The 24,711-nt window shown below is 34.5% G+C and carries 21 protein-coding genes; 6 read left to right on the top strand and 15 right to left on the bottom strand.

What is annotated here, in order from left to right; translation table 11 throughout:
• Positions 1–136 precede the first annotated feature (136 nt).
• Positions 137–1,021 carry a hypothetical protein gene (locus tag CS063_RS14505; protein ID WP_099450419.1) on the top strand — a complete coding sequence of 295 codons (885 nt, stop codon included), beginning with the start codon at positions 137–139 and terminating at the stop codon, positions 1,019–1,021.
• A 179-nt stretch (positions 1,022–1,200) separates the two neighbouring features.
• Positions 1,201–2,517, top strand: coding sequence for an MATE family efflux transporter (locus CS063_RS14500; RefSeq protein WP_099450418.1), 1,317 nt, complete (start codon positions 1,201–1,203; stop codon positions 2,515–2,517).
• Positions 2,518–2,630: 113 nt separating this feature from the next.
• On the opposite strand, the gene CS063_RS14495 is transcribed toward CS063_RS14500, so the two are convergent.
• From CS063_RS14495 to CS063_RS14455, 9 genes are all read right to left on the bottom strand, one after another.
• Entirely contained in the window at positions 2,631–4,538 is a 1,908-nt protein-coding gene (locus CS063_RS14495; protein WP_099450417.1) for an ABC transporter ATP-binding protein, read from the bottom strand.
• Complete coding sequence (locus CS063_RS14490) at positions 4,525–6,264, bottom strand: ABC transporter ATP-binding protein (protein WP_099450416.1); 1,740 nt, start codon at positions 6,262–6,264, stop codon at positions 4,525–4,527. Before CS063_RS14490 ends, CS063_RS14495 begins: the two co-directional genes overlap by 14 nt.
• An 89-nt stretch (positions 6,265–6,353) precedes the next feature.
• A complete protein-coding gene (locus CS063_RS14485) occupies positions 6,354–6,782 on the bottom strand; it encodes a MarR family winged helix-turn-helix transcriptional regulator (RefSeq protein WP_099450415.1) in 429 nt (142 codons plus the stop codon).
• Between the two features lie 21 nt (positions 6,783–6,803).
• Positions 6,804–8,558 (bottom strand): ABC transporter ATP-binding protein, encoded by a 1,755-nt coding sequence (locus CS063_RS14480; protein ID WP_099450414.1) that lies wholly within the window; start codon positions 8,556–8,558, stop codon positions 6,804–6,806.
• Positions 8,555–10,306 (bottom strand): ABC transporter ATP-binding protein, encoded by a 1,752-nt coding sequence (locus CS063_RS14475; RefSeq protein ID WP_099450413.1) that lies wholly within the window; start codon positions 10,304–10,306, stop codon positions 8,555–8,557. The genes CS063_RS14480 and CS063_RS14475 overlap by 4 nt, the downstream gene beginning before the upstream one ends.
• A gap of 59 nt (positions 10,307–10,365) precedes the next feature.
• Positions 10,366–11,550: an MFS transporter gene (locus tag CS063_RS14470; RefSeq protein WP_099450412.1), complete on the bottom strand. Its 1,185-nt coding sequence runs from the start codon at positions 11,548–11,550 to the stop codon at positions 10,366–10,368.
• A 206-nt stretch (positions 11,551–11,756) separates the two neighbouring features.
• Positions 11,757–11,963: a heavy-metal-associated domain-containing protein gene (locus CS063_RS14465; RefSeq protein ID WP_099450411.1), complete on the bottom strand. Its 207-nt coding sequence runs from the start codon at positions 11,961–11,963 to the stop codon at positions 11,757–11,759.
• A 22-nt stretch (positions 11,964–11,985) separates the two neighbouring features.
• Positions 11,986–14,421 (bottom strand): heavy metal translocating P-type ATPase, encoded by a 2,436-nt coding sequence (locus CS063_RS14460; protein ID WP_099450410.1) that lies wholly within the window; start codon positions 14,419–14,421, stop codon positions 11,986–11,988.
• 241 nt (positions 14,422–14,662) lie between these two features.
• Positions 14,663–16,066 carry an amidophosphoribosyltransferase gene (locus tag CS063_RS14455; RefSeq protein ID WP_099450409.1) on the bottom strand — a complete coding sequence of 468 codons (1,404 nt, stop codon included), beginning with the start codon at positions 16,064–16,066 and terminating at the stop codon, positions 14,663–14,665.
• Between the two features lie 208 nt (positions 16,067–16,274).
• Between CS063_RS14455 and CS063_RS14450 the strand changes: the two genes are divergently transcribed.
• Together CS063_RS14450 and CS063_RS14445 are read left to right on the top strand one after the other, a co-directional pair.
• The gene (locus CS063_RS14450) at positions 16,275–16,724 is read left to right on the top strand and encodes a MarR family winged helix-turn-helix transcriptional regulator (protein WP_099450408.1); all 450 of its coding nucleotides are present in this window, start codon (positions 16,275–16,277) and stop codon (positions 16,722–16,724) included.
• 40 nt (positions 16,725–16,764) lie between these two features.
• Positions 16,765–18,117: an MATE family efflux transporter gene (locus CS063_RS14445; RefSeq protein ID WP_099450407.1), complete on the top strand. Its 1,353-nt coding sequence runs from the start codon at positions 16,765–16,767 to the stop codon at positions 18,115–18,117.
• A 155-nt stretch (positions 18,118–18,272) separates the two neighbouring features.
• Here the strand turns inward: CS063_RS14445 and CS063_RS14440 are convergent, their stop codons facing one another.
• Positions 18,273–19,091, bottom strand: coding sequence for a MerR family transcriptional regulator (locus tag CS063_RS14440; protein WP_099450406.1), 819 nt, complete (start codon positions 19,089–19,091; stop codon positions 18,273–18,275).
• Positions 19,092–19,167: 76 nt separating this feature from the next.
• On the opposite strand from CS063_RS14440, the gene CS063_RS14435 reads away from it, so the two are divergent.
• Positions 19,168–20,541 (top strand): MATE family efflux transporter, encoded by a 1,374-nt coding sequence (locus CS063_RS14435; protein ID WP_099450405.1) that lies wholly within the window; start codon positions 19,168–19,170, stop codon positions 20,539–20,541.
• A 73-nt stretch (positions 20,542–20,614) separates the two neighbouring features.
• On the opposite strand, the gene CS063_RS17715 is transcribed toward CS063_RS14435, so the two are convergent.
• The 5 genes from CS063_RS17715 to CS063_RS14420 form a co-directional block, all read right to left on the bottom strand.
• The gene (locus CS063_RS17715) at positions 20,615–20,788 is read right to left on the bottom strand and encodes a DUF6472 family protein (protein ID WP_180270812.1); all 174 of its coding nucleotides are present in this window, start codon (positions 20,786–20,788) and stop codon (positions 20,615–20,617) included.
• Between the two features lie 85 nt (positions 20,789–20,873).
• On the bottom strand, positions 20,874–21,005 hold the full coding sequence (locus CS063_RS17930; RefSeq protein WP_308415528.1) for a hypothetical protein: 132 nt from the start codon (positions 21,003–21,005) through the stop codon (positions 20,874–20,876).
• A gap of 22 nt (positions 21,006–21,027) precedes the next feature.
• A complete protein-coding gene (locus CS063_RS14430; RefSeq protein WP_099450404.1) occupies positions 21,028–22,239 on the bottom strand; it encodes a cation:proton antiporter in 1,212 nt (403 codons plus the stop codon).
• 276 nt (positions 22,240–22,515) lie between these two features.
• On the bottom strand, positions 22,516–23,178 hold the full coding sequence (locus tag CS063_RS14425; RefSeq protein WP_099450403.1) for an HAD family hydrolase: 663 nt from the start codon (positions 23,176–23,178) through the stop codon (positions 22,516–22,518).
• Positions 23,179–23,261: 83 nt separating this feature from the next.
• On the bottom strand, positions 23,262–24,002 hold the full coding sequence (locus CS063_RS14420) for an alpha/beta hydrolase (RefSeq protein ID WP_099450402.1): 741 nt from the start codon (positions 24,000–24,002) through the stop codon (positions 23,262–23,264).
• 241 nt (positions 24,003–24,243) lie between these two features.
• Between CS063_RS14420 and CS063_RS14415 the strand changes: the two genes are divergently transcribed.
• Complete coding sequence (locus CS063_RS14415) at positions 24,244–24,639, top strand: YbaN family protein (RefSeq protein ID WP_099450401.1); 396 nt, start codon at positions 24,244–24,246, stop codon at positions 24,637–24,639.
• Positions 24,640–24,711 lie beyond the last annotated feature (72 nt).

Raw genomic sequence — 24,711 nt, 5'->3', positions numbered from 1 at the left:
GAATGTGAATATTTGTCTTTTATTGTTAACTAAAAAATACTGGAAAATAAATCTAAAAAAGTGGAACTTTATTCATTAACCTACGTCTAATTATTATATCTAGTAAATTTTTAACACTTTATTAAGGAGGATTTTTATGTCATTTAAATCTAAAAAATTATCTATTTTATTAGTAGGAACTTCTCTTTTCCTTTGTACTTCTCTTGTGGCTGCACCTGTATTTCAAAACATCAAAGGTTATTTGAATACTGCAATTAGCTACACTTTAGATGGTAAAAGCATTTTAAAAGATACTACTACTATCAATTATGAAGGACGTAACTATGTAGCTGTAGCAGATCTTGCTAAGGCACTTGGTCTTGAAGTGAGCTATCAAAATAATACAGTAACTTTTACTACTCCCAAAGAAGAAGTAGCCCCTTTACCACAAGCTCCTGAATCAGTTACCATTGCTAAAGCAACTATTCAAGAGGTAAATCTTGAATCAAGTCAAGTAACTATCTTGCCTGAGGGGCGTGAAAACACATTTACTAACTATATTGTTTTAAATGTTAGTGAAGAAACTGTTATTCAAGCAGAAAAAAATAGACGCTTCTATCAAATCAATGATCTCGAAACTGGAATGCATGTTGCTGTGACACACAGCTCTATGATGACACGTTCTATGCCACCTCAGACACCAGCACTTTCTATTACTTTATTGGAAAGTGAAACGTCTACTGAAGTAGTTCCAGATGCAGAGCTTCAAAATGTCATTTTGGAAAATAGGGTGGTTACAGAAGTTCATCCTTCTAAAAATTACTTTGTAGTTGTTCCTAAGGGGAAAGATGCAACAGATATCAATCATCAAGAAATCATTCGTTATAGCAATACTACAAAACTTAACTACCTAAATAGCAATAAAAAACCTAATGTAAACTCTCTTAAAGTTGGCCAAGAGCTCACTCTTACAGTAGGTCCTGCTGCTACTCTTTCGCTACCACCTCAAATGATCGCTTTAGAAATCACTGTTCTTAACTAATTGTTCTACTCTTTATCTAATCCCCCAAAAGGGCATATCACTTTAAGTTTTTCTTAAGGGATATGCCTTTTTCTTTTTTCGAATTTTATTTGTTTAATTATTATGACTTGAATTATTGAGGATAGGGACTTAAAATAGATAAGTCGCTTTATTATTCTAAATACATCAGAGGTCTACTTATGGAAAATGCAATTATCCTAAAAAAATCAGTTTTAAAAAGTTACTTAAAATATCTACTTCCCACAGTCATAGGTATGGTAACATACAGTCTCTATTGCCTAGCCGATGTTCTATTTGTTTCTTTAGGAGTAGGTAAAGACGGATTAGCAGCTCTTAATATTTCTCTTCCTATCTTTACCCTCTATTCTTCACTGGCTATTCTTATTGGTGTCGGTGCTTCTATTACTATGGGAATTTGTAAAGGAGAAGGTCTCCATCAATTAGCAAATAAAGTTTTTACTATGGCTCTTGTGACAAGCGGTATCCTTGGTATCCTTTTTATGATTTTTAGTATTCTATTTACAGAAAAACTGGCACTTCTTCTAGGTGCTAATGATCTCATCATGGCTGATGTTCTAGCTTATTTGCTACCTGTAACTTGGGGAATTTTTTTCTACATGCTCTATGGTACATTGACTGTTGTGGTAAGAGGGGATGGAAACCCAACTCTGGTTATGATAGCTGGTATAGTAGGCAATAGTATCAATATTCTTTTAGACTATGTATTTATCATTCCTTTAAATATGGGCACCTTTGGAGCAGGACTTGCTACAGCTATTGGCTTTAGTATCAGCATGTTTATACTTTGCTTTCATTTTATTCTAAAGAAAAACACTGTCCATTTTACTCGAAACTTTTTTGATAAATCCCTATTTATTCGTTTAGTAAAAAACGGAACAGGTGCCAGCTTACTTGAGGTTTCTACAGGTTTTACGATCTTTCTTTTAAACCTTGCACTTATGCAAGTAAGTGGTTCTACAGCTGTTGCCATTTTTAGTATTATCTCTAACATCGCCTTTATTGCAAAAGGCTTATTTGGAGGAATGGCACAAGCTAGTCAACCTATTATTAGTCTTAATTATGGACAAAAGAATTTTGAAATTGTTAAGCTAGCTTATCGCTATGCAATGATTATTGCAGGTTCTACTGGACTTATTGTCTTTATCTTATTAGGTATCTTTTCTAAGTTCCTTATCAGTAGCCTTGTTTCTAGTGAGGCTAGTATAATCCTTCAAGGTACTACAGCTATTTGGCTTTATTTTATTGCCTTTAGTTTTACGGGCTTTAATACAGTGCTAATGTATTATTTTCAGTCTATTGAACATTCACTCTACTCTACTTTGATGTCCCTTACTAGGGGAATCGTTCTTATTTTTATCTTACTTCTTGTCCTTCCCCTTTTTTTAGGAGAAAAAGGGATTTGGCTTGTTTCACCTGTGACAGAAGTCCTTACTTTTTCATTTTTTATGATGCTTAAAAGAAAAAAAACGCTTTAGTAGCTCCTCCTCTATGGGCTTAGTTACCCATCACTTTTATTTGTATTTCTTAGATTAAAAGACTCTTTGCAAATGTTGTTTGCGAAGAGTCTTTTAATCTTTTTATTCTATTATTAAGCTTGTTCTAACGCTCCTGTATAAAGCTGATAATAGGTTCCTTTTTTAGCAATAAGTGCTTCATGATTACCTCGTTCAATAATACAGCCTTGATCAAGCACCATGATAACATCCGCATTTTTAATAGTAGATAAACGGTGAGCAATGACAAATACCGTTCGTCCTTCCATCAGTCTATCCATACCTTCTTGAACGATTTTTTCTGTACGCGTATCAATACTAGAAGTTGCTTCGTCTAAGATGAGTACCGGTGGATTGGCTACAGCTGCCCTCGCAATGGCAAGAAGCTGTCTTTGCCCTTGTGATAGGTTAGCTCCATCCCCTGTAAGCATGGTATTATACCCCTCTGGTAAATGTTTGATAAAGTGCTCTGCATTAGCTAGTCTTGCTGCCTCTTTCACTTCTTCATCGGTTGCATCAAGTTTACCATAGCGTATATTCTCCATCACTGTTCCCGTAAAGAGATGGGTATCTTGAAGTACAATCCCAAGTGATCTTCTGAGGTCTGACTTTTTAATCTTGTTAATATTAATGCCATCATAACGGATTTTACCATCTTGAATGGCATAAAAACGATTAATCAAGTTTGTAATAGTTGTTTTCCCTGCACCTGTCGCACCTACAAAAGCTATTTTTTCACCAGGCTTTGCATACAGCTCAATATCATGAAGGATCATCTTCTCATCATTATATCCAAAGTCTACATGCTCAAAAACTACATCTCCTTCAACCTTTTGATAGGTAGTTGTACCATCCTCCTTATGATAATGCTTCCACGCCCAATTACCTGTTCTCATGGTACTTTCTTCCCACTCACCATTCGAACCTATTTTAACATTTACCAGCTCTACGTAGCCCTCATCTTCCTCTGGCTGTTCATCTAAAAGCTTAAAAATACGATCTGCACCAGCAAGGGCCATCACTATTGCATTGAATTGCTGTGAAATCTGAGCAATGGGTTGGCTAAAGCTTTTATTAAGTTGTAAGAAAGAAGCAAGCCCTCCAAGTGTAAAGCCTCCTAGCCCTCCAATAGCTAATAACGCTCCTAAGATAGCTGTTACTACATAGTTAAGGTTACCCATGTTATTCATAATAGGCATAAGTATGTTAGCAAACTTATGGGCGTTATTTGCACTCTTGAAGAGCTCTTCATTTAGTGCGTTGAAACGCTCCATACTTTCTTCTTCATGACAAAAAACCTTTATAACCTTTTGACCTTCCATCATCTCTTCAATATAGCCATTTAATGTACCTAAGCTTTGTTGCTGCTCCATAAAGTAACTTCCACTTTGCCCAGCTAGCTTTTTTGTCACCTGCATCATTAAAAAGACCATCAGCAGTGTAATAAAAGTAAGTGGAATATTTAAAATAAGCATTGAAATAAATACACTTATAATCGTAAAAATAGAAGCGAAAAACTGAGGCATCGCTTGACTAATCATCTGTCTTAATGTATCGATATCATTTGTATAAATACTCATGATATCACCATGCGCATGTGTATCAAAATATTTAATAGGTAATTTTTCCATATGAGTAAACAAGTCATCTCTCATATTTTTCATGGTTCCCTGACATACATAAATCATGATTCGATTATAAGCAAAGGTAGCTATTACTCCCACTAAATACACACCTGCCATCATCACTAGGACATGTAAAAGAGAAGTAAAATCAGGGTTTGCATTCCCTAAGAAAGGAGCAATGTAATCATCAATTAAGTTCTTCATAAACAGCATTCCCACTACACTGGCAAGAGAACTTATCACAATGGAAATTATAACAATAATAGAATGCCACTTATAATTTTTAAAAACATAACTTAATAATCTTTTAAAAGTTTTTCCTGGATTTTCAAGCTTAGGCCTTTTTCCTTGTCCCATTGGCATCTTATTTGGTTTCATGCTCATCCACTCCTTTCATCTGAGATGCATACACATCACGATAAATGTGGCTCTTTGCCATAAGTTCTTCATGACTTCCGATGCCTTCGATTTTCCCTTCGTTTAAGACAATAATCTTATCTGCCTCCTGAATAGAAGAAATACGCTGCGCGATAATGATTTGAGTAGTATTGGGGATTTCCTCTTTGAAAGCTCTTCGAATCAGTGTATCTGTTTTTGTATCTACTGCACTCGTGGAATCATCTAAAATGAGAATTTTAGGCTTTTTAAGAAGGGCTCTAGCAATACAAAGCCGTTGCTTTTGTCCACCAGATACATTGCTCCCACCTTGCTCAATATACGTATCATACCCCTTTGGCATTTTCTCAATAAACTCAGAAGCTTGAGCAAGCTGACATGCTCTTATGATTTCTTCATCTGTCGCTTCCTTGTTTCCCCAACGTAAGTTCTCTTTAATGGTTCCTGAGAATAATACATTTTTCTGAAGCACCATAGCTACTTCATTTCTGAGGGTTTCAATATCGTAATCTCTTACATCTATACCGCCTACTTTAACCTGTCCAGCAGTTACATCATAAAGTCTTGGAATAAGTTGAACAAGAGAAGACTTGGCACTTCCTGTTCCTCCGATAATCCCTACTGTTTCACCCGCTCTAATTGTAACGTTAATCTTTTCTAATACACAATTATTAGGATCTTTATGATAGGAAAAATCTACATTTTCAAAAGTAATGCTTCCATCTTTCACTTCATAAATAGGATTTAAACTATTCATAAGATCTGTTTTTTCATTGATGACCTCTGCTATACGTTCAGCTGAAGCGCGTGCCATCGTTACCATAACAAAAACCATGGCAATAAACATAAGTGCCATTAAAATATTAATTACATAAGCAAATAAGCTCATTAATTCTCCAGTTTTCAAATCACCGACTACAATCATTTTAGCTCCCAGCCAAGATAAAAGTAAGATACAGCTATACATAGCAAATTGCATAATCGGCATATTTAAAGAAATAAGCTTTTCTGCCTTCACAAACATATGATACACATTTTCACAGGCTCTTTTAAACTTGCTGACCTCATAGTCTTCTCTTACATAAGCTTTAACTACACGTATAGCACCTATGTTTTCCTGCACACTTGCATTTAAATGATCATACTTCTTAAATACCATAGTAAAAACAGGATAGGCCTTTAGTATAATAATAGCTAAAGCAATTCCTAAAAAAATGATTGCTCCCACAAATATAAGAGAAATACGCGCATTGATATTAAACGCCATAATCATGGCACAAATAAGCATAAAAGGTGCACGCATAAACATTCTAAGGATCATTTGATAAGCATTTTGTACATTAGTAACATCGGTTGTTAATCGGGTAATAAGCCCTGCTGTTGAATACTTATCAATGTTAGAGAAGGAAAAATCTTGTATATTTTTATACATACTCCCTCTTAAATTTTTGGCTACACCACTACTTGCATAGGCAGCATATTTACCTGCTAATACCCCAAATAGTAAAGCAAGTAGTGCCGCACCAATCATGCATCCTCCCATAAATACAACATGCTTCATATCTCCTTTTTCCACTCCATCATCTATAATAGATGCCATCATTAGTGGAATAAAAACTTCCATAATAACCTCTAGTACAATAAAAATAGGGGCTAAAATAGAAGTTGTCTTATATTCTTTCACTTGAGCTAATAAGGTTTTTATCATCATTTTCCCTCCTTATTCATTCTTTTTCTAATTCATCCATCTTATGTAATTAGCTTGCTAATCATTTTAACAAAAAAATTTCTCTATGTCTATAGAGAAATATTTTTTAACATTTTATTCAACAAATGGGCTAGAAGCTGCTTTTCTTCTTCACTTATACCCTTATAAAGCCGATTTTCCATTTCAGCTAAACCTGCTAGCATCTCTTGTTGATGCGTCTGGGCTTTATCTGTTAAAACAATTTGTTTATAACGATTATCCTTACTGCTTGGCATTAATTGAATAAAACCTTTTGCCTCCAACCTTTTTAAAAGACCCGTTACAGTTGGACGCTTAAGCTTAAACTGCCTTTCAATATCAATAGGGTTAATTTCTTTGTCTTCATTCGCATGCAAAAAACCTAAGATATCACATTGTGCTGCTGTTAAATTTATCTTTGCTATTTGAGTATTAAAACTTCTCTCAAAAACATTGTTTACCATCTTTAAAAGAATGCCTAACCTCATCTCCTCTTGCATAACTCCACCCCTATTTCTACCTTATCCAGCAAATTGACTGTTATAAAGTTTAGAATAAAAACCTTGCTTAGCTAAAAGCTCCTCATGATTGCCCTTTTCAATAATTTTACCTTCCTTCATCACTAAAATGATATCTGCATTTTGAATAGTGGATAAACGATGTGCTACGATAAAGCAGGTTCTACCTTCCATCAAGCGATTAAAGGCACTTTGAATCTTCATTTCTGTACGCGTATCAATAGAGGATGTAGCTTCATCTAAAATAAGCATTGGCGGCTTCATAAGCATTACCCTTGTAATACATAAAAGCTGCTTTTGCCCTGCTGAAAGTACTCCACCATCTTCTGTAATAATCGTCTCATAACCTTTTGGCAAACGCTTAATAAAGGAGTGGGCATGAGCAGCTTTTGCTGCTGCTAAAATTTCTTCATCCGTGGCATCTGGTTTTCCCATTTGGATATTTTCTTTAATAGTTCCTTTTTTTAGCCACGTTTCTTGTAACACCATACCATAGTTGAGTCGAAGACTTTTCCTCGTTAACGCTTTAATATCCAAGCTATCTACTTGGATACTTCCCTTATCTACATCATAAAAACGCATAAGCAAATTAATAAGTGTCGTTTTTCCACAACCCGTAGGACCAACAATGGCTACTTTTTGTCCTTGCCCCACAGAAAGATTAAAGCCTTCAATTAATTTTTTATCTGGTACATAGGAAAAGCTTACTTCTTTACATGTAATAACTCCTTTTGCCTTTTCTAACACAAGTGCATCTTGGCTATCTGGTACTTCTCCCTCTTCTTCAATAAGTTCAAAAATACGAGCAGCACAAGCTAATGCATTTTGAAGCTCTGTAACCACTCCTGATATTTCATTAAAAGGCTTTGTATACTGGTTAGCATAGCTTAAAAAGCAAGACCAAATCCCAACAGTCATCCTACCACTTAGTACAGTAAAGGCCCCTGCAATAGCTACACCTGCATATACTACACTATTTACAAAACGTGTACAAGGATTAGTTAATGATGAAAAGAATGTAGCTCTTAAAGAACACTTAGCTAACTTTTCATTGAGTGCATCAAAATGTTCAAGAGCTTCTTTTTCATGTCCATAGGCTTTAACAACCTTCTCATTTCCTATGATCTCATCAATAAAAGCTGTTTGTTCACCTCGTGTTTCAGACTGTAACTTAAACATTCTATAGGTTTTCTTAGCAATGTAACTAGCCACAAAAAGAGAAAGAGGCGTTACCACTACAACCACCAAGGTAATTGCTACATCGAGAGTTAACATCACTATCAAGGTTCCTATTAAAGTAATGACTCCTGTAAAAAGTTGAGTAAAACCCATAAGTAAACCATCTGCAAACTGATCTACATCTGCTATAACTCGACTAACAATATCTCCTTGTGAATGTGTATCTATATATTTAAGGGGTAATACTTCTAGTTTTCTAAAGGCTTCCTTGCGTATATCATGAACCACTTGATAAGCCACCTTATTATTAATAACATTCATAAACCATTGAGTAACAGCAGTAACGCCTACCATACTACCGGCTAATATTAAGTTGCTAGAAATAGCTTCAAACTGTACATCCTCATAGACAATACAATCGATGGCCTTTCCAATAAGGATAGGTACATATAAGGTAAGTATCACACTCACGATAGCTAATAAAATGGAAAGTACTAAAAGCCCCCTATATTTTTTGATGTAGCGCAATACCTTTTTAAGAGTCTGCTTTTGAATATTTCTATCACTGGTCTTTTTCATCTTGCTTCCTCCTTTTTAAACTGAGAGTAGTAGATTTCTTGATAAACCTCACAGTTTGCCAGAAGCTCTTTATGATTTCCTTTACCAACTAATTTCCCATCTTCTAAAACAAGGATTTGATCTGCATACTGGATAGAAGCTGCCCTTTGTGACACAATAAGAACTGTAGGTTTGTAATCTAATGCCTTAATCGCCTGACGAAGTCTTGCTTCTGTGGCAAAATCAAGGGCAGAGGTACTGTCATCAAAAATAAGAATATCTGGTTTTTTTACCAAAGCTCTTGCAATAGCCAGTCGTTGTCTTTGTCCTCCTGAAAGATTGCTTCCACCTTGCTCAATATAAGCCTCTAGTCCGCCTTTTGCTTCTACTACATCTATAGCCTGTGCAGCCTCAAGTGCCTGTCTCATTTCTTCCTCTGTAGCATCCTTTTTACCCCAACGTAAATTATCCGCTAAAGTCCCTCTAAAGAGGACTGCCTTCTGCATCACAATTCCTATTCTTTCTCGTAGTTTCTCTAAAGGATACTCTTTAACATTCACTCCTTTTACAAAAACTTCCCCCAAAGTTGCATCATAAAACCGTGGAATTAAGTGCACTAGTGAGCTTTTACCTGAACCTGTCCCTCCAATAATCCCTACCGTTTCACCTTTTTTAACAGTAAAGTCTATATTAACCAAAGATGCCTCTCCAGCTTGAGCATAGGTAAGACTTACCTGTTTAAAACAAATGACTTCTTCTTGATCTTGAATTCTGGTACTTTTTCGTTGTTTATCTATTTGTATTGCATCTGATAATGAAGTCATTGTTGGTTTTATATAAAACACATCTGCAATACGATTTCCACAAGCAATAGACTTATTAATGGTAATGATTAATGCTGCTAGCTTAACTAATTCTACTAAAATCTGTGACATGTAGTTATAAAGAGCTACTACTTGGCCTTGAGATAAAATTCCTTTTTCCACTTGGAGTGCCCCTACCCAAATAAGTAAAATAATTCCAACATTAATAAGAGTATATGTTAAAGGATTCATTAAGGCAGAGAGCCTTCCTGCTTTTTTCTGTTGTTGGAGTAGCACTTTATTGCGCTGATTGAATGTCTTAATTTCTTCTTCTTCCTTACAAAAAGCACGTATCACTCTCACACCTAGGAGATTTTCACGTGTTATTTCTAATATATGATCTAACCTTTGCTGTACATTCTTTAGCATAGGAATATTAAGCAGCATCATTCCAAATATCACAAAAGATAAAAGAATAATGGTTATTACAAATAATAGAGCTGCCTTTATATCAATCGTAAAAGCCATAATCATGGCTCCAAATACCACAAAAGGCGACCTTAAAAAAAGTCTAAGTACCATATTCACACCGTTTTGAGCTTGATTTACATCACTTGTCATGCGTGTCATCATAGTAGATGTGCCCAATGTATCTATTTCAGTAAACGAAAAGCTTAGCAAATGCTTAAATAAAGCATGACGTACCTCTGTCCCAAAACCGATGGCTGCCTTAGCAGCAAAAAATTGAGCTGTTACAGAGCATATAAGTCCAATCACACCTAAGCCCACAAGTAAACTACACATCTGTATGATATAAGGTACATTTCTGCCGCCAATCCCCTTATCAATAATAGCTGCAATCACTAAAGGAACAACTAATTCAAATGAAGCTTCTAACATTTTAAATAGGGGTGCTAAAATACATTCCTTCTCATACCCCTTTAAATAAATAAGTAATTGTTTCATCCTATTTTCCTCACCTTAGTCCTTATATGCATCCGACACCTTAGTGGATATTCTTCTTTTTATGCAGCTCTTGTTACCTTTTCATTATTTCTAATAACGTTTACAATAGCTAGAACAACCATACATACCACGTTAATGGTTAAAATAGCAATGGCACCTGCCATTCCTATCTGGTCTGCTACCACACCAATGATTTGAGGAGCTATAATTCCACCTAAAGCTGCAATAGCTAATAACATCGACATTCCTGTTGTAGAACCTTTAATATACATTCCTCCATTAGATACACAGGTTGGATAAATACCTGCAAAGAAAAATCCCATTCCTATTACAGCTAAAGTGATAAGTAGCAAATTTGTTGTTGATATAAGTAGTACAAAGAAGACTGTCGTTCCTAGACAGTTAATCAAAATAAGTTTTTGCTTACTTACTTTTGAAGATAGATAAGCTGTTGTTAAACGTCCCACCATAATAACTAGCCAGGTAATAGATACTAGATTCGTTGCATAGCTATCTGTCATAATTCCTGTACTCTTAAAGTAAGTTACAAACCAACCATTTACACAGTTTTCGGCACCTAAATAAAAGAAGAGAATAAATCCTATAATATAAAAGTCAATATTCTTTAAAAAGTTTTTAGATGAAGCCTGTGCTTCTTGATTTTTAGAAGCTTTGACTTTACCTTTTCCATCTTCCTCTTTATCAAGAGGCATATATCCATAACCTAGGCTTGAAAGCACACTTAGTATAATGATGGTATAGATAATAGCTCGCCAGTTAAAACCATTTTGGATAAATAATCCTGTTAAGAAAGGTGCCAAAAATGCACCAATAGCAAAAATAGTATGCAGTAAACTAAGAGCTGCTGGTGTGCCATCATAATCATTTACTACCATATTATTGGTGATACTTACAGTCCCCCTTCCTATTCCTAGAAGAATACATGCCACATATAAAATAGGAATAGGTCCTAAAAATGTAATAACCAATAAACTTAGCGGAATAAGTGCGGATAAAAGTACACTTGTTAATTTTCTTCCTAACAACCTCACAATAGGAGGATTAACAAAACTAGCTAAAAAATTTCCTATTGCAAAGGCCGATAGCAATCCTCCTGCCACACTATAGTTGATCCCTGCCTCCTCTATAAGATAAGGCATTACTGCTCCTAGTACTAAAGCCATCATTCCATTTGCGAAGAAGGAATAATAGCAAGGTACAAATAGCTTTGCTTTTTTACTCATGATAGACTCCTTTTAATGTAAATAATTGAAATAAAAATTTTTTTTATTTTCTCTTCTTATCATATACAATTTTTTAATGTTTTTAAAGTATTAATACGAGTTATTTACTTATTTATTAAAATAACCAACTAAAAACAAAGCCACGAAGTAATATATCTTCTTTTTAAAAGCGATATATTATTCCGTGGCTTTTTCTCACCACTTACCTAAATTTTTTCTATACTTTTTACATCATAGCCTGCTTCATCAAGTGCCTCTATCAAATCTTTATCCTCACTCTGTGTATCAAGCAGTGCATATTTGCCTTCTAAGCTGACTTCTACGCTCTCTTTTGCCATTGGTTCTAAGGCTTCTTTTACATGTGCCACGCAGTGTTCACAACTCATACCTTCAATCATTATTTTCTTTTTCATTTTTATTCCTCCTTAAAATTTTTTATTTGAAATTCCTAAGTCTTAAAGCATTTAATAATACTGAGACAGAGCTAAGGCTCATAGCTGCTGCTGCAATCATAGGATTAAGTAGAGGACCACCAAAAATATGCAGAAGTCCCATAGCAACAGGTATCCCTAATACATTATAACCAAAAGCCCAAAAAAGATTTTGTTTAATATTCTTAATAGTAGCCTTACTAAGGCGAATAGCTGTTGGTACATCCTTAAGGTCACTTCGCATAAGTACAATATCTGCTGATTCAATGGCTACATCCGTTCCCGAACCAATAGCTATACCAATATCTGCACAAGCTAATGCAGGAGCATCATTAATTCCATCACCTACCATAGCTACCTTTCTACCTTCCTGTTGAAGCTTTTGCACCTCACTTGCCTTATCTTCTGGTAAAACTTCTGCAAGAACAATATCAATCCCCACTTCTTTACCAATGGCCAAAGCCGTTTTTTTATTATCCCCTGTAAGCATAGCTACCTTAATACCCATGCTATGAAGCGTAGAAATTGCTTCCTTACTACTTGCCTTTAAAGTATCTGCTACAGCTATAATTCCTGAAAGCTTTCCTTCTATAGCTATATACATAGGCGTTTTACCTTCTTCTGCTAAAGTATCTGATTGATTACTTAAAACATCCAAGTCAACACTTTTTTCTACCATAAGCTTTTTGTTACCAAGAAGCATATTTTTATCTGCAAGTTTTACTTCAATGCCATGACCCGGTAGTGCTTTAAATTTTTGTATCTCTTTAAGATTTAACCCTTTTTCTTCTGCTGCCTTTACAATGGCTTCTCCTAATGGATGTTCAGAACCTTTTTCAGCACTAGCTGCTAATATCAAAAGTTCTTCTTCTTTCATATCAACTGTTAAAACGTCCGTCACCTTTGGTTTGCCTTCTGTTAGAGTTCCTGTTTTGTCAAATACAATGGTATCTATTTTATAAGTAGCTTCTAAGGCTTCTCCACCTTTTATAAGTACACCATGTTCGGCACCTTTTCCGGTTCCTACCATAATAGCCGTTGGTGTCGCTAGGCCTAAAGCACAAGGGCATGCAATCACAAGTACAGCAATAAAAATAGTTAAAGCAAAAACAGTGGTTTCTCCTGCTAGTATCCACCCTACTGCTGCCAATAGAGCAAGCCCAATAACTGTAGGTACAAAGTAAGAGGAAATGATATCTGCCATCTTTGCAATAGGGGCTTTTGTGCCTTGAGCATCCTCTACAAGCTTAATAATCTGCGCTAATGCGGTATCCTTCCCTACTTTAGTGGCTTGATATTTAATATAACCTGTCTTATTGATACTCGCTCCTATAACCTTACTTCCTATTGTTTTTTCTACTGGGATACTTTCTCCTGTTAGCATAGACTCATCAATTGCTGTGCTTCCTTCAACAACTTCTCCATCTACAGGCAATTTTTCACCTGGTTTAACAAGGATGAAATCTCCCACTACTACTTCTTCAAGAGGGATTATCACTTCTTTCTCATGGCGTACTACAGTAGCCGTCTTAGGTGCTAAACCCATGAGTTTTTTAATAGCTTCAGAAGTTTTCCCTTTAGAACGTGCTTCTAAATACTTCCCTAGTGTAATAAGCGCAAGTATAGTAGCAGCTGACTCATAGTAAAGATGCATCGCATAATGCATAGCTTCATGTCCACCCATAGCCACCTTATAAGTACCATATAAACTGTAGATAATAGCTGCTAATGTTCCTACTGCAATAAGTGAATCCATATTAGGACTAAGCTTTATCAAATTTTTAAGTCCTACTTTGTAAAATTTAAAACCAATTCCCATAACAGGTAAGGTTAATATAAGTTGTATAAGAGCAAAATAAAGGGGATTTTCCATAGGATCTAGGATGATAGGTAGTGGCATTCCAACCATATGCCCCATCGTAATAATAAGAAGAGGTATTGTAAAGATTAAGGACGCAATAAGGCGTACTAATAAAATTTGCTCCTCTGTATACTGCTTTTTGCTACGCCCCTTTTCTTCTTCTGTCACCAAAAGATAGCCTGCCTTCTCTACAGCTACTTTGATTTGAGGTACTTTAACCTTCTCCTCATCTATTCTTACTATTAGTTTTTCACTAGCAAAATTAACTGTACTACTTTTGACTCCTTCTAACTTTTTAACTACACGTTCTATACGGTTTGCACAAGCTGAGCAAGTCATACCTTCTATTTTAAAGGTATAAGTTACTTCTTCCTTACGAACCTTATATCCTGCTTTTTCTATAGCAGCTTCTATATTCTCTTGTGTTAATTGTTTTTCATCATACTGAAGACTTAGTATTTCTGTAGCAAGGTTAACATTTGCTACAGAAACACCTTCTAACTTCCTCATAATACGTTCTATTCGACTTGCACAAGCTGAACAAGTCATCCCATCTATTTTAAGAAACTTTTTTATCATCATCTTCCTCCTTACTCCCCCCCTATAGGGGGTGTGTTTTTATCGTATAATTCTTTTTTTATTTTGTCAAGTCCTATCTCTTATTATTATAAATCAATAAGACCTTTACTTACTTAAATACCTACCTCTACTTAACATTTAAAATAAAGTGAAATAAAGCCTGCCCTTCATGTAAGAAGAGCAGGCTTCATTTCACTTTTAGATTTATCATGACGTTTCACCCAATTACTTTGAGTGAAAGTTATTCTTTTCCATTCCAACAATAAGTACACATTTTACAAGATGCTATACCTACAGCTCCTAGCATATCATCTAATCGATGAAATCTAAGAGATGTAAACTTAAGTTGCTTACAAATCTCTTTAACCATCTCTTTATAATTCGTACTTTCTGGTTCTATATAATTTACCAATCTTTCTTCCGCTTTGTCCCCTTCACGTTCTATTATAATGCGTCTTGTAATAAGGTCTAATTCTGAATTCGAACGCGAAAAATTTAAATACTTGCAACCATATAATAGAGGTGGGCAAGCTGGACGTATATGTACTTCCTTTGCTCCACTTTCATATAAAAACTCTGTAGTCTCACGCATTTGTGTACCACGTACAATAGAATCATCAATGAGTAAAAGGCTTTTATCTTGAATAAGCGCATCTACTGGAATAAGCTTCATCCTTGCCGTTAAATTACGTTGACTTTGATTAGTTGGCATAAAAGATCTTGCCCAAGTAGGAGTATACTTAATAAAGGGTCTTGCAAAAGGAATGCCTGATTCATTAGCATAACCTATAGCGTGTGCTGTTCCTGAATCAGGTACACCTGCTATGAGATCCGGCTTAATCGTATCTCTTTTAGCTAACATTTGACCACACTTATAACGCATCTGTTCAACATTAACACCTTCATAGGTTGAGGTAGGATACCCGTAGTAAATCCATAAAAAGGTGCAAATTTTCATTTCTTTTTTAGCTTCTGAAACAGTTTCAAAATGCTCTGGAGTTATATATACAATCTCTGCTGGTCCTAACTCATAAATACCTTTATAACCTAAATTAATATAGGCAAAGCTTTCAAAAGCTACACAATAGCCTTCTTCTTTTTGACCTATAGATAAAGGTGTACGTCCATAATAATCCCTAGCTGCATAAAGCCCATTGGGTGTCATGACAATTAAAGTCAGTGAACCTTGTACCACTTCTTGTACATATTGAATTCCTTCTACTAACGAATCTTTTTGATTAATAAGAGCCGCTACTAATTCAGTTGCATTAATATTTCCGCCACTCATTTCCAAGAAATGAGTGGTACCACTTTCAAAAGTCAACTTAACCAATTCCTCTGTATTATTAATCTTACCTACTGTGGTAATGGCAAAGCTTCCCAAATGAGATTTAACAAGCAAAGGCTGTGGCTCTGTATCTGAGATACAACCTATTCCTAGATTACCCTTTAATTCTTCTACATCTTTTTCAAATTTAGTCCGAAAAGGTGAATTTTGAATATTGTGAATCGAACGTTGAAAACCTTCCTTCCCATGAACAGCCATCCCACCTCGTCTCGTCCCTAAGTGTGAATGATAATCTGTCCCAAAAAATAAATCTAGTGCACATTCCTTTTTTAACGCTACTCCAAACACTCCACCCATATTTTGTTCTCCTAATTACTCTATGATTTAAAACTTTAACTCCTTAAATCATAACATTTTACACTTGTAAAGTAAATTCAAACATCAAATGTTTTTTTGTTTTTTTATTTAAATGTTCGATTTTTAGCTTTGTTCGCTTAAATATTGACTTATTTATTACTATATAGTAATATGCTATATAAATATATTTTCAAAAGAGGTTATTTCTATGTCAAAATTACCTGTAGGTATTGTAATGGCTCAAATTAAACAACTACAAGGAAGAATCATTGAAAAGATTCTTAAAGAAGAAAAGTGTCTTGAAAAGGTTAATGGTGCACAGCTGAATATTCTTTATCAACTATGGAACCAAGATAATATTACAATTAGTGAACTTAGCAAGGAAACACTACTTGCAAATACTACTCTTACAACGATGCTTGATCGTTTAGAAGCACAAGGCTTAATTCTGCGTTGCCGCAACACTGAAAACCGTAGAGAAATTCGCATTAAGCTTACAGATACTTCAAAAAGCATGAAGCTACACACAGCAGATATCCTAAAAACCATGCATTCTATTAACTTTAACGACTTTACTCCTGAAGAAGAAGAGCAAATGTATATTTATTTAGAGCGTATGAAAAAAAACCTTGAAGCTTACTCTTATCACCACAAATAAGTAACTCCACTCAAAATCTAATTAGAAAGAGGTAATCATTATGAACCAAACGCTGGATAACAAATTAGGAACTGCTCCCTTAGGTAAGTTGATTTTCAGTATGGCACTTCCTGCTGTTATTGCCCAAATCGTCAACGTCTTATATAACATTGTAGATCGCATATACATTGGTCATATCCCTGAGGTCGGTGCTAAAGCCCTAACTGGACTTGGCGTCTGTTTCCCTATTCTCATGCTTATTTCTGCCTTTAGTGCCTTTACAGGTTCTGGTGGTGCTCCTTTAGCAGCTATCCAGCTAGGTAAAGGAAATCGAGATGAGGCAGAAAAGATACTAGGTAATGGTGTAAGCATGCTCCTTACATTTTCAATCATTTTAACATTCTTCTTTATGTTAACTAAAGAGCCTATTCTCTACGCTTTTGGTGCAAGTGATGAAACAATTATCTATGCACTTGACTATTTATCGGTTTACTTGCTAGGCACTCTTTTTGTACAACTTGCTATCGGTCTTAACACTTTTATAACCTGCCAAGGACATGCTATGACCGCCATGTTCTCTGTCCTCATTGGTGCGGGTATTAATATTATTTTAGATCCCATCTTGATTTTTGGTTTTAACATGGGAGTAAAAGGTGCTGCTCTTGCAACTATTATTTCTCAATGCTGTAGTGCTATTTGGGTGGTCTATTTCTTAATCTCTAAAAAATCAAGTATTCGTATTAAAGCATGTTATCTAAGACCTAACTGGAAAATTATCGGCGGGATTGCAGCTCTTGGCATTTCCCCTTTTGTTATGCAAGCTACTGAAAGCCTCATTAATATTGTATTTAATAGTGGCCTTCAAAAATACGGTGGAGACCTCTACGTAGGTTCTATGACTATCTTGCAGAGTGTTATGCAGCTTTTTGTTCTTCCTGTCCAAGGCATCACTATCGGCACGCAGCCTATTATTAGTTACAATTATGGTGCTAAAAACTTTGAGCGCATCAAGAAAGCTTTTAAACTTACTCTCATTGTCACTTTTACAGTAACTTGCTTAGCTACTCTTGTAACTTGGCTTTTCCCCGGTGCCTTTGCCAGCTTATTTACTAGCGATACGGACCTTATTAACCTTGTCAAAAAGGTTATGCCTGTCTTTATGGCTGGCATCTGGATATTCGGTATACAAATGGCTTGTCAATCTGCCTTTATGGGCATGGGTCAGGCAAAAATTTCTCTTTTCTTAGCACTGCTTCGTAAAGTTATTCTTTTAATACCACTTGCACTCATTTTGCCTACTTTTTCTGGTGTAATGGGCATCTACTATGCAGAACCTATTGCAGATATTATAGCCGCTTTAACAACAGGCGTACTTTTTATATTAAGTTTTAAAAAAATATTAGCTAAGGCATAACCTTAAAAATAACTTAAAAAAGAAAATACCTTAAAGCACTTTTGAGGTCGCTCTAAGGTGTTTTCTTATTTATAGACTTTAAGAATTTGTAGACTTTTATTAAATGATTTTAAAAAAAGTTATATAGATTATAAATCAAGGAGTAGGTAGCTATTTTATCTTGAACAGATTTTAATCTGAATTTCAGTGAGATAATCATTATAACTTTCTACTATGAGCTGGTCTATTATGCACACTTCGTAGCATTCTTCTTCTAATACAATCTGATGCTTTTTAGCATAAGCTAAAAGACGTTCATAACTTGTGTTAATTACTGCCCAATCCCCTAAATGATAGCCTATTAAATATTCCCCTGCTGCTCTTATTTCAGTGTGAAGTCCTACAGGTTGTTGAGGTAATAGGAGGTTAACTATTCTGTACTGACCTATGTTTCCTTTTTGTACTTCTTTTAAAGATTGCACGTATTCTACACTATAGTTCCCCAGGCTCTCTGCTTTACTATATAGTTCGATTAATTCTCCTACCTTTTTTGAAAGGACTAAATCATCACTACTCTCCACCTGTCCCTTTAAATAATATCTTTTAGGCAACCATTTGATGGCAATAACATTAGGTTCAATTCCTTGAGCATAGGCAAGTTGCTCTTTTTTTTGATTTATCCATCTTTCTGTCCTTTTTAGCCGTTCTAGCTTGTTAGTTATTTCTTTTTCTTGTTTCTCAAAAATTTCCAACAGTGTATTTACATTCTTATGGTCAAGATACTTCTTAATTTCTTTAAGTGGCATCTTCAGTTCTTTAAGCAAGAGAATAACCTCTAAAACTTCAAACTGTTGAATGGAATAATATCTATAATTGTTTTCCAATACGATTTCAGGTGAAAATAAACCAATTTGGTCATAATGAAATAAAGTATGCTTAGTTACCCCTGCTATTTGAGCAAATTCTCCTGTTGTTAAATAAAACCTTTTATCCATCTTTCTCTCACCTCTTGACTATAGGGTTACACGATAGTTTATTATAGCACATGATGTTGAAAAAAGGAGGTACCTTATGTCACATAACATTTCACAACATTTTAAAACATCTACATTATTGAAGTTCGCCCTACCTTCTATCATTATGATGCTCTTTATGTCTCTTTATTCTATTATAGATGGTGTATTTGTTTCACGTTTTGTAGGAAGTCAGGCCTTATCTGCTCTTAATATTGTCTATCCTGTTATTAGTCTTCTAATTGGTTTAGGTGTTATGCTTGCTACTGGTGGAAGTGCTCTTATTGGTAAAACCTTAGGTGAAGGGCATGCTCAAAAAGCTAGGGAATATTTTTCACTCTTCCTTGTCACTGGATTTGTCATTGGCATTCTCCTTGCCTTTTTAGGAAATTTATTGAGTGAAGATTTAGCTCGTCTATTAGGAGCAAATGATGCTCTCATCCCCTATAGCATTGACTACTTGCGTACTTCTTTACTTTTTGCACCTGCATCTATTTTACAACTTCTTTTCCAAAGTTATTTCATTACAGCTAGCCGCCCGAAACTTGGGCTTCTAGTCACTATTGGTGCAGGTATTCTAAATATCATCTTAGACTATGTCTTTCTTGTCCCTCTCAATTTAGGTGTTCAAGGTGCTGCATTAGCAACTGGCTTTGGCCAACTCTTTGCTGCTATCTTTGGTATGGTTTATTTCTTAGTAGTGAGGAAAAGCCTTTATATTGTTGTCCCTCACTTTGAGCCTAAGATACTCCTTAAGGCTGCTACCAATGGCTCATCTGAAATGGTGAGTAACCTTTCTTCTGCCATTGTCACCTTACTTTTCAACCTAATTATGATGCATCTTATCGGAGAAGATGGTGTAGCCGCTATTACGATTATTTTATATGGTCAATTTTTATTCAATGCCCTTTATTTAGGTTTTTCTTTAGGTGTAGCACCTATTATTAGTTATAACTATGGCAGTCAGAATCACTTAGAACTACAAAATATTTGGTATATTTGCAAACGTTTTTTATGGCTTTCAAGTAGTATCATTGTTATTCTTGCACTTTTTTTCAGTGAAACTATCGTTAGTATTTTTGTATCTAAAACTTCTTCTATCTATACGTTAGCTAATGAAGGCTTTTTTATTTTTTCCATTAACTATTTATTTGCTGGCTTTAATATTTTTGCTTCTTCACTTTTCACTGCTCTCTCTAACGGTATACTTTCAGCTCTCATTTCTTTTATGCGTACCTTTATTTGTCTTGTAATAGCCTTACTTGTCCTACCATACTTCTTAGGAGTATTGGGTGTATGGATTGCAGTACCTATAGCTGAATTTATTACTTTTTTTATAGCCATCTATATTGTAAAAAATCAAAGTAGTACCTACCATTTATCTTCTCATCACTCAATGATAAAAACAACTAAAAAGCCTATGAATGGATAAAATATCTTCCATTCATAGGCCTTCTTATTATCTGTTTATCTAAAAAACGTAGAAGTTACTTCTAAAATAAAAGCTAATTTTGTTTACGAACAAGCGCATATTCATCTCCTATTTTATAATAAGGACATCGCTTTATGGCTTGATACGCCATTCTAGCTAAATCATCTTCATCCATTATATTTGCTATACTACATATATATTGCTCAGTAAGTTCATCGTATTCCAGGTGCATACAATTCTCGCACATTTTACTTGCCTCCTCTAAAGTATACCTTCTTTAAAAAGATATTTACTCTTTAATAGTATCCTCTAGAAATCATGTAGGCAAGTCCTTATGATTTATAAATATCTATGCATGTTACACGAACCTCTCCATGCACTTTTTCATATTCTTCAATAAGAGGTAACATTCCACGTACTTGTGCATCTACTGCATTATAAATAAATAATTCCTTAATAATCATCTTACTATTCTTTTATGTTCTACTAAGCTACTTTTGCAGAAGCTCTCTTCGATAAAGTCGAATCTGTTAATTCTGATTTAAATACAAGCTTTAAGAAGATAGGTGTTAAAATAGTTGTAGCAACTACCATAATAACAATTGGTGCAAATAATTCTGTACTTAATAGTCCAACTGCAGCGCCTTTAGTGGCTACTATTAATGCCACCTCGCCCCTAGAAATCATACCTGTTCCAATCTGTAAGGCTTCTTTATTGGCATATCCACATAATTTAGCACCTAGTCCACATCCAATAATCTTTGTAATGACTGCTATAAGCAAAAGCGCAATTGAAAACAGGATTAAATGTAAGGACATAGACTCAAGCTCTACTGCTAAACCTATACTTGCAAAGAAAATAGGTGAAAGAAGCAAATAAGACATTGTTTCAAAACGACGTTCTATATAATCTCTCTTAATGGTATTAGAAATAATTAATCCACCAATAAATGCTCCTGTAATATCTGCAACACCAAAGAATTCTTCTGCAATATAAGCTAAAAGAAGGCAAAATACAAATGCTACAATTACATAACGACGACGATCTTCATCATCACGCATAGTCCATGATTTAAAGAATTTATAAAAAAGAATACCTACTAAGCCTGCAAATACAAAGAATAAAACTATTTTAGTTAATACCCAGGTAATATTAACAGATGTATCTGCTAAGCTCGTGATAATCGTTAATGCAATAATTCCTAAAATATCATCAATAATGGCTGCCCCTAAAATAGCATTCCCTACTTTACCACTTAATTTCCCTAGTTCCTTAAGAGTTTCTACCGTAATACTAACTGAAGTGGCTGTCAGGATAACACCAATAAATATATTTTGTAGTACAACAGGAGTTGCTAATTCTCCATCCTTATTAAAGACTGTAGCGATTAGAAAACCACCAATAAGTGGTACTAAAACACCTAGTATAGCAATAATAGTAGCTGCTTTACCAGATTTTTTCATCTCAACCATATCTGTCTCAAGCCCTGCTGTAAACATAAGTGCAATGACACCAAGTTCAGACATCTGCTTAATAAACTCTGTTTCCTTTAATATATTAAGTACTGCGGGACCTAATAGTAATCCTGCAAAAAGTGCCCCTACTACCTGAGGCATATGAAACCTTTTTGTAATAATCCCTAATAACTTGGTACTCATTAAAATAATTGCTAAATCCAATAAAAAATGATATGACATCTCTCTCATCCTCTGCTTTTATTCTGCTCTTTCTTACTAAACTAGTAAGAAGATTTATGAATGCTTCATATCTTCTTCATCCACAGAGTTCAGTATATCACTCCAAATTTATAAGTAAATATAAGTTTTATATGATAATTTTAAATATTATACATATTTTTTTGTTTATTTATACTATAAATAAAGTTGAATTATATATATTGTTTGTTTTTTATAATAATTTTTGTACTTTTTTGTATGTTTATATTTTTTATCTATTTATCCCACTTATACACCTTATAATTTTTCTATATACTCTTCTAAATAACTTTTTACTTCTAATAGGGAATCAAATTTTTTATGTACTAACTCTAAAATCTCTCCTGTTGGTTCAACTAAATCAGGTACCATAATTACCTTAAGCCCTGCACTACTCCCCGCACGTACTCCATTTAGGGAATCCTCTATACAAAACGCCTCGCTAGGAATAACTCCTAACTCCTTACATGCAAGCTGATAAATTTCTGGATTAGGCTTACTATGCTTCACTCTATCTCCACTAACAATAACTTGAAAATATTCTGCAATGCCAGCTTCTTTTAAATGAGAAAGAATATCTACTTTCTTACTTGAAGAAGCAAGTCCTATTTTATAGCCATTGCCTTTGAGATAAGCTAGTAGCTCTCTTACACCCTTTTTAATTGGTATACCTCTTTCTTTTATAGAATTAAAAAATAGCTCACGTGCTTGTTTTCTAAAACATTCAAATCCAAAAGACTTGCCATAATAATACTGAAAAACAACTCGTGTATCTTCATAGCTTCTCCCAATGCAATCCATAAGTACTTTTTCTATATCTTTAAGTTCTTGCTCTATTGCAATTTGTTTCCATACCTCACCTACTAAACGTTCTGTATCAAAAAGTATACCATCCATATCAAAAACTACAGTTTTTATCATTTATATTTTTCCTTTCCCTTTTCTTTTACTTATAACTTCCCCTAATAGTTCTATTTCCACTTTTACCTACCAAATAATACGTCTTATTTTCTTCTTGCTAGCCAAAAGATAACTTTCTTATAACGCTCTTCTAAATTGTAATGATGCCCTCCTTCATCAAAGGCTATTTCTAATTGATCTGTATTTTCCATTTGCCTCTTCAGATATTTAATTACCTGTTCTGTACACTCTACTGCATGTCGCTGTATTGTTTGACTACTCTTTCCTTCTTTTTTCCCATAATATATAAGTACTTGTAACTTCTCATTTAATGGTTTATGCTGCTGAACCCACTCTCTCATGCTTTGATACCAAAATGACCCACAAATACAGCCTATCTTCCCAAGGCATGTTGTCTCATAAATAGCATAAATAGAAATTAACCCCCCTAAAGAATAACCCATCATCCATGTATCTGCTGCTTCAGGTTTAGTAAAATAGTTTTTATCTATATATCCTTTTAATTCCTTTGTTACAAAATGAATGTAGTCTTTACCTAGTCCCTTAAAGTCTTCAAACCTAGAAACTAAAGCAGGCATTGGCCAAGGTGTATATTCATGTTGCCTTTGTTCTGAATAGATTCCTACCCAAATAAATTCCTCTAGTTCTCTTTTATCAAAACTTAGTTCTATCTCAGGCAAGAGTCCTTCTAATAAACTCTCTACTTCTTTTCCATCATGGCTATATAATACAGGAAAAGTTTTACCTTTTTTCCCATAAGAAGGTGGCATATAAATAAATAATTTTCTTCCCTTAAAGTATTCTTCTTTAATTATCCCTTTCACTACTTATTCTCCTTTTTATTTGCATACTACAAAGGCTTTGTCTTCATTCCTTTATAAATCCCTTTTCTCGAAGATTACTAAACCTCATATCCTTGTTAGCTATCCTCTTGTATTCTAGCAGTTCTCTTGAGGGCTATAAAGGCTTTTTAGAGACAAATAGCCATTTTAATTGTACATTTAAATTAAATATTGTATATTAAATAAGAGTCTAAGATCATCATGTTAAGAAAGGTTGTTCCTTATGTCTTTTATAAAAAAATATCTTTTTATTTTTTTAGGTAGCTTATCATTAGGAATGGGTATCCTTGGTATCTTTTTACCCATCCTCCCTACTACTCCTTTTATCTTATTGAGTTGTTATCTTTATAGTAGGAGTTCAGAAAAGTTTCATTCTTGGCTTATTCATACTCAAATCTACGAACGACATGCTAAAGATTTTGTAGAAAACAGGCAACTTACATGGATAAAAAAAATAAGTATATTAGCTTTTGCTTCAACAATGCTACTTTTCCCCTTATTTATTTTAGATGGTTGGCTTAAGGTACTTATTATAGGTATTTATATCTATCTTTATTATTATTTTATCTTTAAAATAAAAACTGTTTATCCTACAAGATCCTCAAATAGTAAAAACTAAAAGAGCTAAAAACTTTTCCCTTCAAGTTTTTAGCTCTTTTAGTTTTTACTGTGACTTCTAAGTTGCCTATTT

Source organism: Sporanaerobium hydrogeniformans, assembly GCF_002735925.1.
Classification (GTDB): Bacteria; Bacillota; Clostridia; order Lachnospirales; family Cellulosilyticaceae; genus Sporanaerobium; species Sporanaerobium hydrogeniformans.
Note: the sequence above shows the minus strand (reverse complement) of the source record. Positions and strands in the feature narration are given on the sequence as shown.

Excerpts from the sequence above, each read along its gene's own strand:
- CS063_RS14490 (WP_099450416.1), bottom strand. The coding sequence starts at position 6,264 with ATGATAAAAACCTTATTAGCTCAAGTGAAAGAATATAAGACAACTTCT.
- CS063_RS14415 (WP_099450401.1), top strand. The coding sequence starts at position 24,244 with ATGTCTTTTATAAAAAAATATCTTTTTATTTTTTTAGGTAGCTTATCA.
- CS063_RS14455 (WP_099450409.1), bottom strand. The coding sequence starts at position 16,066 with ATGGGTGGAGTGTTTGGAGTAGCGTTAAAAAAGGAATGTGCACTAGAT.
- CS063_RS14460 (WP_099450410.1), bottom strand. The coding sequence starts at position 14,421 with ATGATAAAAAAGTTTCTTAAAATAGATGGGATGACTTGTTCAGCTTGT.
- CS063_RS14485 (WP_099450415.1), bottom strand. The coding sequence starts at position 6,782 with ATGCAAGAGGAGATGAGGTTAGGCATTCTTTTAAAGATGGTAAACAAT.
- CS063_RS14425 (WP_099450403.1), bottom strand. The coding sequence starts at position 23,178 with ATGATAAAAACTGTAGTTTTTGATATGGATGGTATACTTTTTGATACA.
- CS063_RS14500 (WP_099450418.1), top strand. The coding sequence starts at position 1,201 with ATGGAAAATGCAATTATCCTAAAAAAATCAGTTTTAAAAAGTTACTTA.
- CS063_RS17930 (WP_308415528.1), bottom strand. The coding sequence starts at position 21,005 with ATGATTATTAAGGAATTATTTATTTATAATGCAGTAGATGCACAAGTA.
- CS063_RS14430 (WP_099450404.1), bottom strand. The coding sequence starts at position 22,239 with ATGTCATATCATTTTTTATTGGATTTAGCAATTATTTTAATGAGTACC.
- CS063_RS14440 (WP_099450406.1), bottom strand. The coding sequence starts at position 19,091 with ATGGATAAAAGGTTTTATTTAACAACAGGAGAATTTGCTCAAATAGCA.
- CS063_RS14495 (WP_099450417.1), bottom strand. The coding sequence starts at position 4,538 with ATGAAACCAAATAAGATGCCAATGGGACAAGGAAAAAGGCCTAAGCTT.
- CS063_RS14480 (WP_099450414.1), bottom strand. The coding sequence starts at position 8,558 with ATGAAAAAGACCAGTGATAGAAATATTCAAAAGCAGACTCTTAAAAAG.
- CS063_RS14435 (WP_099450405.1), top strand. The coding sequence starts at position 19,168 with ATGTCACATAACATTTCACAACATTTTAAAACATCTACATTATTGAAG.
- CS063_RS14465 (WP_099450411.1), bottom strand. The coding sequence starts at position 11,963 with ATGAAAAAGAAAATAATGATTGAAGGTATGAGTTGTGAACACTGCGTG.
- CS063_RS14450 (WP_099450408.1), top strand. The coding sequence starts at position 16,275 with ATGTCAAAATTACCTGTAGGTATTGTAATGGCTCAAATTAAACAACTA.
- CS063_RS14470 (WP_099450412.1), bottom strand. The coding sequence starts at position 11,550 with ATGAGTAAAAAAGCAAAGCTATTTGTACCTTGCTATTATTCCTTCTTC.
- CS063_RS14475 (WP_099450413.1), bottom strand. The coding sequence starts at position 10,306 with ATGAAACAATTACTTATTTATTTAAAGGGGTATGAGAAGGAATGTATT.
- CS063_RS14445 (WP_099450407.1), top strand. The coding sequence starts at position 16,765 with ATGAACCAAACGCTGGATAACAAATTAGGAACTGCTCCCTTAGGTAAG.
- CS063_RS14505 (WP_099450419.1), top strand. The coding sequence starts at position 137 with ATGTCATTTAAATCTAAAAAATTATCTATTTTATTAGTAGGAACTTCT.
- CS063_RS17715 (WP_180270812.1), bottom strand. The coding sequence starts at position 20,788 with ATGTGCGAGAATTGTATGCACCTGGAATACGATGAACTTACTGAGCAA.